Annotated in this window: 7 protein-coding genes; all 7 read right to left on the reverse strand. The window is 59.7% G+C overall.

Annotated features, from left to right (window positions below; translation table 11 throughout):
• Positions 1 to 36: 36 nt before the first annotated feature.
• Positions 37 to 2,139 (reverse strand): elongation factor G, encoded by a 2,103-nt coding sequence (gene fusA / locus C2L64_RS16870; RefSeq protein WP_007733823.1) that lies wholly within the window; start codon positions 2,137 to 2,139, stop codon positions 37 to 39.
• Between the two features lie 130 nt (positions 2,140 to 2,269).
• A complete protein-coding gene (gene rpsG, locus C2L64_RS16875; RefSeq protein ID WP_006053291.1) occupies positions 2,270 to 2,740 on the reverse strand; it encodes a 30S ribosomal protein S7 in 471 nt (156 codons plus the stop codon).
• A gap of 186 nt (positions 2,741 to 2,926) precedes the next feature.
• Positions 2,927 to 3,307, reverse strand: coding sequence for a 30S ribosomal protein S12 (rpsL, locus tag C2L64_RS16880; protein WP_006053290.1), 381 nt, complete (start codon positions 3,305 to 3,307; stop codon positions 2,927 to 2,929).
• Positions 3,308 to 3,527: 220 nt separating this feature from the next.
• Positions 3,528 to 5,375 carry a DNA helicase RecQ gene (recQ, locus tag C2L64_RS16885; protein ID WP_007578357.1) on the reverse strand — a complete coding sequence of 616 codons (1,848 nt, stop codon included), beginning with the start codon at positions 5,373 to 5,375 and terminating at the stop codon, positions 3,528 to 3,530.
• 220 nt (positions 5,376 to 5,595) lie between these two features.
• Entirely contained in the window at positions 5,596 to 9,837 is a 4,242-nt protein-coding gene (gene rpoC / locus C2L64_RS16890; protein WP_007578358.1) for a DNA-directed RNA polymerase subunit beta', read from the reverse strand.
• Positions 9,838 to 9,858: 21 nt separating this feature from the next.
• The gene (gene rpoB / locus C2L64_RS16895; protein WP_079483662.1) at positions 9,859 to 13,965 is read right to left on the reverse strand and encodes a DNA-directed RNA polymerase subunit beta; all 4,107 of its coding nucleotides are present in this window, start codon (positions 13,963 to 13,965) and stop codon (positions 9,859 to 9,861) included.
• A gap of 369 nt (positions 13,966 to 14,334) precedes the next feature.
• Positions 14,335 to 14,709 (reverse strand): 50S ribosomal protein L7/L12, encoded by a 375-nt coding sequence (gene rplL, locus C2L64_RS16900; protein WP_007578360.1) that lies wholly within the window; start codon positions 14,707 to 14,709, stop codon positions 14,335 to 14,337.
• Positions 14,710 to 14,759: the final 50 nt, after the last annotated feature.

Raw genomic sequence — 14,759 nt, forward strand, 5'->3', positions numbered from 1 at the left:
TTCAAAAAGTTGTTCGATGATTGACTTCGCGAGGTCTTACTTCGACTTCGCGTTGATGATCGCTTCCGACACGTTACGCGGCGCTTCGGAATAGTGCTTGAATTCCATCGTGTACGTTGCACGACCTTGGCTCAACGAGCGCAGGGACGTCGAGTAGCCGAACATTTCCGACAGCGGCACTTCAGCGCGAACGATCTTGCCGCCGCCAATCATGTCTTCCATACCCTGAACAATACCGCGACGGCCCGACAGGTCGCCCATCACGTTGCCCATGTAGTCTTCCGGCGTTTCGACTTCGACAGCCATCATCGGTTCGAGGATGACCGGTTGAGCCTTGCGCATTGCTTCCTTGAACGCCATCGAGCCGGCCATGCGGAACGCATTTTCGTTCGAGTCAACGTCGTGGTACGAGCCAAACGTCAGGTGAACCTTGACGTCGACGACCGGGAAGCCTGCCAGCACGCCTGCCTTCAGCGTTTCCTGGATACCCTTGTCGACCGCGGGGATGTATTCGCGCGGAATCACACCACCCTTGATCTCGTCGAGGAACTCGTAGCCCTTGCCTTGCTCATTCGGCTCGAGCGTGATGACCGCGTGGCCGTATTGGCCGCGACCACCCGACTGCTTGACGAACTTGCCGTCAACGTCTTCCGCCTTGCCGCGAATCGTTTCGCGGTAAGCAACCTGCGGCTTGCCGACGGTAGCTTCAACGCCGAATTCGCGCTTCATACGGTCAACCAGAATTTCCAGGTGGAGCTCGCCCATGCCCGAAATAATGGTTTGACCCGATTCTTCGTCCGTTTGAACGCGGAACGACGGATCTTCCTGAGCCAGACGATTCAGCGCCAGACCCATCTTTTCCTGGTCAGGCTTCGTCTTCGGCTCAACAGCCTGCGAAATCACCGGCTCCGGGAAAATCATGCGTTCGAGCACGATCGGGCTTTGCGGATCGCACAGCGTGTCGCCGGTCGTTGCGTCTTTCAGTCCGACTGCAGCAGCGATGTCGCCTGCGCGCACTTCCTTGATTTCTTCGCGCTGGTTCGCGTGCATCTGCAGAATACGACCGAGACGTTCCTTCTTGTCTTTGGTCGCGTTCAGCACGGTGTCGCCCGAATTCACGACGCCCGAGTACACACGGAAGAAGATCAGCTGGCCGACGAACGGGTCCGTCATGATCTTGAATGCCAGTGCCGAGAACTTTTCGTCGTCGGCAGCGCGGCGCTCACCCTTTTCGCCGTTTTCCAGTTCGCCCGTAACCGGCGGAATGTCGACAGGCGACGGCAGGAAGTCCAGAACGGCGTCCAGCATACGTTGTACGCCCTTGTTCTTGAACGCGGTGCCGCACAGCATCGGCTGAATTTCGCAAGCGATCGTACGGTCGCGCAGACCCTTGATGATTTCCGCCTCCGACAGCTCGCCGTCTTCGAGGTACTTGTTCATCAATTCTTCGCTCGACTCAGCCGCGGCTTCGATCATCTTTTCGCGCCATTCGTTGCACGAATCGACCAGTTCAGCCGGGATGTCTTCGTACGAGAACTTCGTACCTTGGGACGCTTCGTCCCAAATGATCGCCTTCATCTTCATCAGATCGACGACGCCCGTGAAGTTCTCTTCCGCGCCGATCGGCACGACGACGGGAACCGGGTTCGCCTTCAGACGCAGCTTGAGCTGGTCGTAGACCTTGAAGAAGTTCGCGCCGGTGCGGTCCATCTTGTTGATGAACGCGAGACGGGGAACCTTGTACTTGTTCGCCTGGCGCCACACCGTTTCCGACTGCGGCTGCACGCCGCCCACAGCGCAGTAGACCATGCACGCACCGTCGAGCACGCGCATCGAGCGCTCGACTTCAATCGTGAAGTCGACGTGGCCCGGGGTGTCGATGATGTTGATACGGTGCTCGGCGCGGTCGCCTGCCATGCCTTTCCAGAACGCCGTGGTAGCAGCGGACGTGATGGTAATACCACGTTCCTGTTCCTGCTCCATCCAGTCCATGGTGGCGGCGCCGTCGTGCACTTCACCGATCTTGTGGTTCACGCCGGTATAGAACAGGATGCGCTCGGTCGTCGTCGTTTTGCCGGCGTCGATGTGAGCGCTAATACCGATGTTGCGGTAGCGCTCGATAGGTGTCTTGCGAGCCACTTTAATCCTCTATTGGGATGACACGATGGAAACCAGTCCATCGCGCTCTAACACAAACGGGCGAGGCGCTTTGTAAGCGCACCCGCCCGGAATTTCTTTCCGCTTTACTGCCAGCCCGGGGACGGGATGCTTAGAAACGGAAATGCGAGAACGCCTTATTGGCTTCTGCCATCCGGTGAACTTCGTCGCGCTTCTTCATCGCGCCGCCACGGCCTTCAGCCGCTTCGGAGAGTTCACCAGCCAGACGCAGAGCCATCGACTTCTCGCTGCGCTTCTTCGCGGCTTCACGCAACCAACGCATCGCCAATGCCATACGACGCGACGGACGCACTTCGACCGGAACCTGATAGTTCGCACCACCAACGCGACGGCTCTTCACTTCGACCACCGGCTTCACGTTGTTGAGCGCTACCGTGAACACTTCCAGCGGGTCCTTGCCACCCTTGGTCTGGATCTGTTCGAAAGCGCCGTACACGATGCGCTCGGCAACCGACTTCTTACCGGAGAGCATCAGCACGTTCATGAATTTTGCAACATCAACGTTACCGAACTTCGGATCCGGCAACACTTCCCGCTTGGGAACTTCGCGACGACGCGGCATGTTTCTTCCTTTAACTTTTCAGTTGGAGCGGCGCTTTCATGCACCCACCCCGCGGCCACCAACTAACCCGATTCATCCATAACGACTTACCAGCCTGGTCGGGTGACCACTTACTCGACAGCACCGGCTCTCCGGCACCACCGCTAAACCGCTCTTGCGAGCGACCTGTTACTGCTGACCGGCTGCTTACTTGCCAGCCTTGGCACGCTTCGCACCGTACTTCGAGCGAGCTTGCTTACGATCCTTGACGCCCTGGGTATCCAGCGAGCCACGAACCATGTGGTAACGCACACCCGGCAAGTCCTTCACACGGCCGCCGCGGATCAGCACGACCGAGTGTTCCTGCAGGTTGTGGCCTTCACCACCGATGTACGAAATGACTTCGAAGCCGTTCGTCAGACGAACCTTGGCGACCTTACGGAGCGCCGAGTTAGGCTTCTTAGGTGTCGTGGTGTACACACGGGTGCACACGCCGCGACGCTGGGGGCAGTCCTGCAAGGCCGGGCTCTTGCTCTTCGTCGTTTCCGACGTGCGGCCTTTGCGAACCAGTTGATTGATGGTTGGCATTGTTTATTCCTGAAATTGAACAAAATCGACGCGTTCGTTTCTGGGCAAAGCAGAAAATGACGCGTTTCTGACTACTGCTGACTTCCAGCCTTGACGTGTCGGCGACGAGCTTGCATCGCACGCAATCCCGCCAAGAACCGGAACCTAGCATCATATTCCGAAAATCCCAAACGAGTCAACAGGTTGCGTCGATTCGAAAGGGTTGGCGGGCTGTTCGAACTCAATCCGCGGCGACGACTTCGAGCAGCTCGTCGCCGAAACGGTCGAGCTTGCGCGCGCCCATGCCGGGAATGTGGCGCAAATCTTCGAGCGATTCCGGGGAATTACGCGCGATTTCGGCCAGCGTGGCGTCGTGGAAAATGACGTACGCCGGTACGCCATCGCTCTTCGCGGTTTCGGTGCGCCAAGCGCGCAGGCGGTCCCAACGCGCTCGCTCGCGTGAATTCATGCCCGCTGTCGGATCGGCCCGTTCGCTTGTGCGTCCCGAAGATTGACGCGTGCGCACCGGCTTCACATAGCGACGCATCGTCACTTGTTGCTCGCCTTTTAGCACGGGCTTACTGGCTTCAGTCAGCACGAGGGCGCCGAAACCGTCGTGATCGACGGTGAGAAATCCGAATGCGACCAACTGGCGAAACACCGCACGCCATTCATGCTCGGACAACGCCGCGCCGATTCCGAAGGTGCTCAGCTTCTCGTGGCCACGCTGCAGAATCTTCTCAGTACGATTGCCGCGAAGAATGTCGATCAGATGTCCTGCGCCGAAATTGAAGCCGCTAGCGCGCTGCGCACGAAACGCGCATGACAGCGCCATCTGCGATTCACGCGTCGCATCCCACGACGCCGGCGGCTCGAGACATGTATCGCAGTTGCCGCACGGCTTGCCCTCTTCGCCGAAGTAAGCGAGCAGCCGCACGCGCCGGCACGTCGCGGCTTCACACAAACCGAGCAACGCGTCGAGCTTGCCGGTTTGCACGCGCTTATGCGCGTCGTCGGCTTCGGATTCGTCGATCATCTTGCGCTGCTGCACGACGTCGCCGAGACCGTACGTCATCCAGGCGTTCGCCGGCAAACCATCACGGCCGGCACGCCCCGTCTCCTGGTAATAGCCTTCGACGCTCTTCGGCAAATCCAGATGCGCGACAAAGCGCACATCCGGCTTGTCGATGCCCATGCCGAACGCAATCGTCGCGCACATCACGACGCCTTCCTCGCGCTGAAACATCTCCTGATGCCGCTGACGCACTTCGAATTCCATGCCCGCGTGATATGGCAGCGCGCGCACTCCCTGCCCTTTCAGCCACTCGGCCGTTTCCTCGACCTTGCGGCGCGACAGGCAATACACGACGCCCGCGTCAGTCGTGCCGTCCGTGCGCGTGTGTTCCGCGCGGATGAAGTCGAGCAGTTGCGAACGCGCGTTGTCCTTCTCGACGATCCGATAGCGGATGTTCGGTCGATCGAAGCTCGACACGAACACACGCGCGTCGTCGAGCGCCAGGCGATGGATGATTTCGTCGCGTGTGATCGCGTCGGCGGTGGCGGTCAGCGCGATACGCGGTACCGAAGGGAACCGCTCGTGCAACACCGAAAGCTGGATGTACTCGGGCCTGAAATCGTGGCCCCATTGCGACACGCAATGCGCTTCGTCGATGGCGAACAAGCCGATGCGCGCGCGTTCGATCAGATCGAGAAAGCGCGGCGTCATCAGCCGTTCAGGGGCGACATACAGCAGATCGATTTCGCCCTCACGCAACGCGCGCTCCGTCGCGGCTGCATCGGCGCCCGACAGCGTTGAGTTCAGATACGCCGCGCGCACACCGACTTCCCTCAGCGCCGCCACCTGATCTTGCATCAACGCGATCAGCGGCGACACGACGATCCCTGCGCCCAACCCAGCTTCGCGGCGCACCAGTGAAGGAATCTGATAGCACAGCGATTTGCCGCCGCCAGTCGGCATCAGCACCAGACAGTCGCCGCCTGAAGAAACGTGTTCGACGATTTCGCCCTGCTGCCCTCGAAACGCGGGATAACCGAAAACTTCGTTGAGGATCTGGAGCGAACGGGACATGAAGGAGAGAGAAAAGTGCGCGGAGCGGGTGACACGAATTTTACCAACGCAATCGCACTTCGCCCGAGCTTTGTCGTGTAACTGGCCGTCCGGCAGAGTCCGAAAGGCATAGGCAGAAACGCAGATCCAAAAGGCAAAAAAAAACCGCCCGGTCGAAACCGGGCGGTTCAGGCAACGTCGGCCAACTTCACAGGCATGGCGGCTTGCGCCGCCTGCCGGCTTACTCGTTGGTGTGCGGCGTTTGCTCGGCAGCCGGGGTTTCCGGCGTACCGAACTCGAAGGCCTCTTCTGCAGCGATCTGGTCGAAACGCTCGCGATCCGCCATTTCCTTGGTCTTGCGCGCCTTGTGGAACGCGAGACCCGTACCGGCCGGAATCAGACGACCGACGATCACGTTTTCCTTCAGGCCACGCAGATCGTCGCGCTTGCCCATGATCGCCGCTTCCGTCAGCACGCGGGTCGTTTCCTGGAACGATGCCGCGGAGATGAACGAATCGGTCGACAGCGACGCCTTCGTGATACCCAGCAGGATGTTCTCGTACGTTGCCGGACGCTTGTCTTCCGCGACCATGCGATCGTTTTCGTCCAGCATGTCCGAACGCTCGACCTGCTCACCCGGGATGAAGCGCGTATCGCCGTTGTCGCTGATCTGCACGCGACGCAGCATCTGACGCACGATCACTTCAATGTGCTTGTCGTTGATCTTCACGCCCTGCAGACGGTACACGTCCTGCACTTCGTCCACGATGTAGCGCGACAGCGCTTCGATACCCTGCAGACGCAGGATGTCGTGCGGATCCGCCGGCCCGTCCACGATCATTTCGCCCTTGTTGACGACTTGACCATCGTGCACCAGAACCTGCTTTTCCTTCGCGATCAGGAACTCGTGCTGATTGCCTTCGAGGTCCGTGATAACGAGACGCTGCTTGCCCTTCGTGTCCTTACCGAACGACGTCGTACCCGTGACTTCCGCCAGGATACCTGCGTCCTTCGGCGAACGTGCTTCGAACAGTTCCGCCACACGCGGCAGACCACCCGTAATGTCACGCGTCTTCTGCGCTTCAGTCGGGATACGTGCGAGCACTTCACCCACCTGAACCTGCTGACCATCCTTCACGGTGATCAGTGCGCCGACCTGGAAGCCGATCTGAACCGAGTGCTCCGAGTTCGGGATCTTCACTTCTTCGCCGTTCGCGTCGAGCAGCTTCACCTGCGGACGCACGCTCTTCGAAGCCTGCGAGCCGCGGCGCTTCACGTCGATCACGACGAGTGTCGAAAGACCCGTCACGTCGTCGATCTGCTTTGCGACCGTCACGCCTTCTTCGACGTTTTCGAACTTCACCGTACCGCCCCACTCGGTGATGATCGGACGCGTCAGCGGATCCCACGTGGCCAGTTGCGTGCCCGCCTTGATCTGCGCGCCGTCGAGTTGCAGCAGCGTCGCGCCATACGGCACCTTGTGACGCTCGCGCTCGCGGCCGTGATCGTCGGTGATCATCGCTTCGCCCGAACGCGAGATGACGATCTGCTCGCCCTTCGCATTCGTCACGTAACGCATCGTCGACGTGAAACGCACCGTACCGTTCGACTTCGCTTCGACCGACGACGCCACTGCCGCACGCGATGCCGCACCACCGATGTGGAACGTACGCATCGTCAGCTGCGTGCCCGGCTCACCGATCGACTGCGCAGCGATCACGCCGACTGCTTCACCGACGTTGACCGACGAGCCGCGGCCCAGGTCGCGACCGTAGCAGGCTGCGCACAGACCGTAGCGCGTTTCGCAAGTCAGCGGCGTACGCACACGCACTTCGTCGATGCCGAGGCGTTCGATTTCTTCGACCGCGTCTTCGTCGAGCAACGTGCCCGTTTCGTACAGCGTTTCCTGCGATTCCGGATTGACGACGTCAGCCACCGTCACGCGACCGAGGATACGGTCACGCAGCGCTTCGACGACTTCACCGCCTTCAACCAACGCCTTCATGGCGACGCCGTTGGACGTACCGCAATCGTCCTCGACCACCACCAGATCCTGCGTCACGTCGACGAGACGACGCGTCAGGTAACCCGAGTTTGCCGTCTTCAGTGCCGTATCAGCCAGACCCTTACGTGCGCCGTGGGTCGAGATGAAGTACTGCAACACGTTCAGGCCTTCACGGAAGTTCGCCGTAATCGGCGTCTCGATGATCGAGCCGTCCGGCTTCGCCATCAGGCCACGCATACCGGCCAGCTGACGAATCTGAACCGCGGAACCACGAGCACCCGAGTCCGCCATCATGTAAATCGAGTTGAACGATTCCTGACGCGTTTCGTTGCCGTCGCGATCCGTGACCGGTTCCGTCGACAGCTGTTCCATCATCGCCTTGCCGACCGCTTCCGACGTCGCCGACCAGATGTCGACCACGTTGTTGTAGCGTTCTTGCGAGGTGACGAGACCCGACATGTACTGACGGTCGTATTCCTTCACCTTCTTCGCGGCGTCGCCGACGATGGTTTCCTTCTGCGGCGGCACGAGCATGTCGTCGACGCAGATCGAGATACCAGCGCGCGTTGCCAGACGGAAACCCGACTGCATCAACTGGTCGGCGAAAATCACGGTTTCACGCAGACCGCACTTGCGGAATGCGGTGTTGATCAGACGCGAGATTTCCTTCTTCTTCAGCGGCTTGTTCAGCACCGAGAACGGCAGGCCCGGCGGCAGAATTTCCGACAGGATCGAACGGCCGACGGTCGTCGCGTACAGCGTGATCTTCGGCACGAACGCCGGTGCACCTTCCGACTTGTCTTCGTTATGGACCATTTCGGTGATCCGCACGTTGACGCGCGAGGCGAGCTCGACTTCCTTGTTCTCGTAGGCACGCAGCGCTTCCGAGACGCCCGTGAACGTCAGGCCTTCGCCCTTGGCGTTCACTGCTTCACGAGTCGCGTAGTACAAACCGAGCACGATATCCTGCGACGGCACGATCGACGGATCGCCGTTAGCCGGGAACAGCACGTTGTTCGACGCCAGCATCAGCGTACGCGCTTCCATCTGCGCTTCGAGCGACAGCGGAACGTGAACAGCCATCTGGTCACCGTCGAAGTCGGCGTTGAACGCTGCGCAAACGAGCGGGTGCAGCTGGATTGCCTTACCTTCGATCAGCACCGGTTCGAAAGCCTGAATGCCAAGACGGTGCAGCGTCGGCGCGCGGTTCAGCATGACCGGATGCTCGCGGATCACCTCTTCGAGGATGTCCCACACCACCGGCGTCTGGTTCTCGACTTCCTTCTTCGCAGCCTTGATGGTGGTAGCAACACCCATCACTTCCAGCTTGTTGAAGATGAATGGCTTGAACAGTTCGAGCGCCATCAGCTTCGGCAGACCGCACTGGTGCAGCTTCAGCGTCGGGCCGACCACGATGACCGAACGGCCCGAGTAGTCGACGCGCTTGCCCAGCAGGTTCTGACGGAAACGACCGCCCTTACCCTTGATCATGTCGGCGAGCGACTTCAGCGGACGCTTGTTCGCGCCCGTCATCGCCTTACCGCGACGGCCGTTGTCGAGCAGCGAATCGACGGCTTCCTGCAGCATCCGCTTTTCGTTGCGGACGATGATTTCAGGCGCCTTCAGTTCGAGCAGACGCTTCAACCGGTTGTTACGGTTGATCACGCGGCGATACAGATCGTTCAGGTCCGAAGTCGCGAAACGACCGCCGTCCAGCGGAACCAGCGGACGCAGTTCCGGCGGCAGCACCGGCAGCACCTCGAGAATCATCCACTCGGGCTTGATGCCCGAACGCTGGAAGGCCTCGAGCACCTTCAGACGCTTCGCGTACTTCTTGATCTTCGCTTCCGAACCCGTGTTCTTCAGCTCCGAGCGCAGCGTTTCGACCTGCTCGTCGATGTTGATCGCGCGCAGCAGTTCGCGCACGCCTTCCGCGCCCATTTCAGCGCGGAATTCGTCACCGTACTCTTCGACCTTATTGTAGTAATCCTCTTCCGTCATGATCTGACGCGCCTTCAGCGGCGTCATGCCCGGATCGATCACCACATATGCTTCGAAGTACAGCACGCGCTCGATGTCGCGCAGCGTCATGTCGAGCACCATGCCCAGACGCGACGGCAGCGACTTCAGGAACCAGATGTGCGCGACAGGCGAGGCCAGTTCGATGTGGCCCATGCGTTCGCGACGCACCTTCGCGAGCGTCACTTCGACGCCGCACTTCTCGCAGATCACGCCACGGTGCTTCAGGCGCTTGTACTTGCCGCAAAGGCATTCGTAGTCCTTGATCGGACCGAAAATCTTCGCGCAGAACAGACCATCCCGCTCCGGCTTGAAGGTGCGGTAGTTGATCGTTTCCGGCTTCTTGACTTCACCGAACGACCACGAACGGATCTTGTCCGGCGAGGCCAGACCGATCTTGATCGCGTCAAAAACTTCTTCCTGTTGGACTTGCTTGAATAGATCGAGCAGAGCTTTCATTGCTTTCTCTCCGTAGTCCGATTAGTTGCGGTCGAGGTCGATGTCGATACCGAGCGAGCGGATTTCCTTCACCAGCACGTTGAAGGATTCCGGCATGCCCGCGTCGATCACGTGATCGCCCTTCACCAGGTTCTCGTAAACCTTGGTCCGGCCCGTCACGTCGTCCGACTTGACCGTCAACATTTCCTGCAGCACATACGATGCGCCGTAGGCTTCGAGCGCCCACACTTCCATTTCACCGAAGCGCTGACCACCGAACTGCGCCTTACCACCCAGCGGCTGCTGCGTGACCAGCGAGTACGGACCCGTCGAACGCGCGTGCATCTTGTCGTCGACCAAGTGGTGCAGCTTCAGGTAGTGCATGTAGCCAACCGTCACCGTCCGTTCGAACATTTCGCCCGTGCGGCCGTCGTACAGACGCACCTGGTTCTTCGACGGCGTCATGCCGAGGTTCTTCGCGATGTCGTCCGGGTAGGCCAGATCCAGCATGCTGGACATTTCCTCTTCCGTTGCACCGTCGAACACCGGCGTTGCGAACGGCACGCCTTCGCGCAGGTTCCTCGCGAGTTCGAAAATCTCGTCGTCGGAGAAGCTTTCCAGCTCTTCCGCGCGGCCCGACTCGTTGTAGATCTTGGTCAGGAACTTGCGGAGTTCTTCGATCTTCGCCTGACGCTGCAGCATTTCGCCGATACGCCAGCCCAGACCCTTCGCGGCCCAACCCAGATGCACTTCGAGAACCTGACCCACGTTCATCCGCGACGGAACGCCCAGCGGGTTCAGCACGACGTCAGCCGGACGGCCATCGGCCATGTACGGCATGTCTTCGATCGGAACGATCTTCGACACGACACCCTTGTTACCGTGACGGCCTGCCATCTTGTCGCCAGGCTGCAGACGACGCTTCACAGCCAGGTAGACCTTGACCATCTTCAGCACGCCCGGCGGCAGTTCGTCGCCTTGCGTCAGCTTCTTGCGCTTCTCTTCGAATGCGAGGTCGAACTGGTGACGCTTCTGTTCGATCGAATCCTTGATGGCTTCGAGCTGGGCCGCTGCTTCTTCGTCCGCGAGGCGGATGTCGAACCAGTGGTAGTGATCCAGATCTTCGAGGTAAGCCTGTTCGATCTTCGTGCCCTTCGCGAGCTTCTTCGGACCGCCGTTCGCGACCTTGCCATCGAGCATACGCGCGAGACGCTGGAACGCATCGCCTTCCACGATACGCAGCTGGTCGTTCAGGTCGAGACGATAACGCTTCAGTTCGTCGTCGATGATCTGTTGCGCGCGCTTGTCGCGCTGGATGCCTTCACGCGTGAACACCTGCACGTCGATCACGGTGCCGCTCATGCCCGACGGCACGCGCAGCGACGTGTCCTTCACGTCCGACGCCTTTTCACCGAAAATTGCGCGCAGCAGCTTTTCTTCCGGCGTCAGCTGGGTTTCGCCCTTCGGCGTGACCTTGCCGACCAGCACGTCGCCTGCTTCGACTTCCGCGCCGATGTACACGATGCCCGACTCATCGAGACGGCCAAGCTGCACTTCCGCGAGGTTCGAAATGTCGCGCGTGATTTCTTCCGGTCCGAGCTTCGTGTCGCGAGCCACGACATTCAGTTCTTCGATGTGAATCGACGTATAACGGTCGTCCGCAACGACCTTCTCCGAGATCAGGATCGAGTCTTCGAAGTTGTAGCCGTTCCACGGCATGAACGCGACCAGCATGTTCTGGCCAAGCGCCAGTTCACCCAGGTCCGTCGAAGCGCCGTCAGCCAGCACGTCGCCACGCGCAACCTTGTCGCCAACCTTCGCGATCGGACGCTGGTTGATGTTCGTGTTCTGGTTCGAACGCGTGTACTTGATCAGGTTGTAGATGTCGACACCGACGTCGCCAGCCACCGCTTCATCGTCGTTCACGCGAATCACGATACGGCCTGCGTCGACGTAATCGACCACACCGCCGCGCAGAGCCTGCACGGTCGTGCCCGAGTCGACTGCCACCGTGCGCTCGATACCCGTACCGACGACCGGCTTTTCCGGACGCAGACACGGCACAGCCTGACGCTGCATGTTCGAACCCATCAATGCGCGGTTCGCGTCATCGTGCTCGAGGAATGGAATCAGCGATGCTGCCACCGACACGATCTGCGACGGCGCCACGTCCATGTACTGGATGCGGTCCGGCGTGACCATCAGCGTTTCGCCCGCTTCACGCGACGACACGAGTTCGTCGGTCAGCGTGCCGTCTTCAGCCACAGCCGCATTCGCCTGAGCGATTACGTAACGGCCTTCTTCGATGGCCGACAGATAGTCGATCTGGTCCGTGACCTTGCTGTCCGTCACCTTGCGATACGGCGTTTCGAGGAAGCCGTATTCGTTCAGGTGCGCGTACAGAGCCAGCGAGTTGATCAGGCCGATGTTCGGACCTTCCGGCGTTTCAATCGGGCACACGCGGCCATAGTGGGTCGGGTGCACGTCGCGGACTTCAAAGCCAGCGCGCTCACGCGTCAGACCGCCCGGGCCAAGTGCCGACACGCGGCGCTTGTGGGTGATTTCCGACAGCGGGTTGGTCTGGTCCATGAACTGCGACAGCTGCGACGAACCGAAGAACTCGCGAATCGCCGACGAAATCGGCTTCGAGTTGATCAGGTCGTGCGGCATCAGGTTTTCGCTTTCGGCCTGGCCGAGGCGTTCCTTCACTGCACGTTCGACACGTACGAGACCCGCGCGGAACTGGTTCTCCGCCAGTTCGCCGACGCAACGCACACGACGATTGCCCAAGTGGTCGATGTCGTCCACTTCGCCCTTGCCGTTACGCAGTTCGACCAGGATCTTGATCGTCGCGAGGATGTCGTCGTCCTGCAGCGTCATCGGGCCGACGATCTCGTCACGGCCGACACGGCGGTTGAACTTCATACGACCCACCTTCGACAGGTCGTACGCTTCTTCGCTGTAGAACAGACGGTTGAACAGCGCCTCGACGGCTTCTTCCGTCGGCGGTTCGCCCGGACGCATCATCCGGTAGATCGCGATACGCGCGGCCATCTTGTCGGCCGTTTCGTCGATACGCAGCGTCGACGAGATGTACGGACCTTGATCCAGATCGTTCGTGTAGAGCGTCTGGATGTCCTTGATCTTCGCTTCGCGCAGCTTGTCGAGCACGCTTTCGGTGACTTCGTCGTTCGCGTTTGCGATCACTTCGCCCGTGTCGCCATCAACGACGTTCTTCGCGAGCACGCGGCCGAGCAAATAATCTTCGGGGACCGAAATGTATTTGGTCTTCGCGTTTTCGAGGTCGCGGATGTGCTTCGCGTTGATACGCTTGTCCTTCTGGACGATGACCTTGCCGTCGCGATCCGTAATGTCGAAACGCGCGACTTCACCACGCAGACGCTCCGGCACGAACTCCATCTGCGCGCCTTCCGGCATCAGCGTGAAGTTATCGAACACGAAGAAGTTCGCGAGGATCTGTTCCGGCGTCAGGCCAATTGCCTTCAGCAGGATCGTGACGGGCATCTTGCGACGACGGTCGACGCGGAAGTACAGCACGTCCTTCGGGTCGAATTCGAAGTCGAGCCACGAGCCACGGTAAGGGATGATCCGTGCCGAGAACAGCAGCTTGCCGGAGCTGTGCGTCTTGCCCTTGTCGTGTTCGAAGAACACGCCAGGCGAACGGTGCAACTGCGACACGATCACACGTTCCGTGCCGTTGATGACGAACGAGCCAGTCGGCGTCATGAGCGGAATTTCGCCCATGTACACTTCCTGCTCCTTCACTTCCTTGACGACGGGCTTGCTCGGCGATTCCTTGTCGAGCAGCACCAGACGCACCTTGGCACGCAGCGCCGAGCAGTAAGTCAGACCGCGCTGCTGGCATTCCTTGATGTTGAATGCCGGCGGCGACAGCATGTAGCTGACGAACTCTAGACGAGCGAAGCCGTTGTGCGAAACAATGGGGAAAACTGAGGTAAACGCAGCTTGCAGACCTTCCGGTTTGCGCTGCACTGTGGGCACTTCTGCTTGCAGAAACGTGCTGAATGATTCAAGCTGGGTAGCCAGCAGGAAAGGTACTTGGTGAACGATGGGGCGCTTCGCGAAACTCTTGCGAATACGCTTCTTCTCGGTGAAGGAATATTGCATACGATCTCCGAATCACGGCGGGCATTGTTGTCGAGGCGGGATACCTTGATGTGACAACCCGAGTGTTCACCGACTGAGACCCGTTGGCCGTCCGATGGCTTGAACGAGCCTGAAAGCTTGGTGGTTGGCCGCTACCAACCGCTGGCTGACGGCAGCGGATGCCTGTGTTGCCCGCTACCCGACCAAACTTGCCTTCTGCAGTCGCTTCAGAAGACAAAGAGAAGCGCCAGTCGAACTTGCCGAACGGCGATTTTCTTTGGCTTCTGGGAGCACGTTTTTGCCGAAACTTGAGAGCAAAAACGTCGTTCCCACAAAGCACAAAAAGGCCGGCGGTGGAAAACCGCCAGCCTTCGCACAGCGCGCCGAAACTTACTTGATTTCAGCCTTCGCGCCGGCTTCTTCCAGCTTCTTCTTGGCTTCTTCAGCAGCAGCCTTCGGTACCGCTTCCTTAACAGGCTTCGGTGCACCGTCGACCAGGTCCTTCGCTTCCTTCAGGCCCAGGCCCGTCAGTTCACGAACTGCCTTAATAACGGAAACCTTGTTCGCGCCGACTTCCGTCAGGTTGACCGTGAATTCCGTTTGCTCTTCAACAGCAGCTGCAGCGCCGCCGCCTGCCGGGCCTGCCACTGCGACTGCAGCTGCCGACACGCCAAACTTCTCTTCGAACGCCTTGACCAGTTCGTTCAGTTCCAGAACCGACATCGAGCTTACGGCTTCGAGGATGTCTTCTTTTGCGATTGCCATTTGAAATACTCCTAAATTGAATTCGGATACAGCCAGCGATCAATTACGCT

Source organism: Paraburkholderia hospita, from assembly GCF_002902965.1.
Taxonomy (GTDB): Bacteria; Pseudomonadota; Gammaproteobacteria; order Burkholderiales; family Burkholderiaceae; genus Paraburkholderia; species Paraburkholderia hospita.

Excerpts from the sequence above, each read along its gene's own strand:
- rpsG (WP_006053291.1), bottom strand. The coding sequence starts at position 2,740 with ATGCCGCGTCGTCGCGAAGTTCCCAAGCGGGAAGTGTTGCCGGATCCG.
- rpsL (WP_006053290.1), bottom strand. The coding sequence starts at position 3,307 with ATGCCAACCATCAATCAACTGGTTCGCAAAGGCCGCACGTCGGAAACG.
- recQ (WP_007578357.1), bottom strand. The coding sequence starts at position 5,375 with ATGTCCCGTTCGCTCCAGATCCTCAACGAAGTTTTCGGTTATCCCGCG.
- rpoC (WP_007578358.1), bottom strand. The coding sequence starts at position 9,837 with ATGAAAGCTCTGCTCGATCTATTCAAGCAAGTCCAACAGGAAGAAGTT.
- rpoB (WP_079483662.1), bottom strand. The coding sequence starts at position 13,965 with ATGCAATATTCCTTCACCGAGAAGAAGCGTATTCGCAAGAGTTTCGCG.
- rplL (WP_007578360.1), bottom strand. The coding sequence starts at position 14,709 with ATGGCAATCGCAAAAGAAGACATCCTCGAAGCCGTAAGCTCGATGTCG.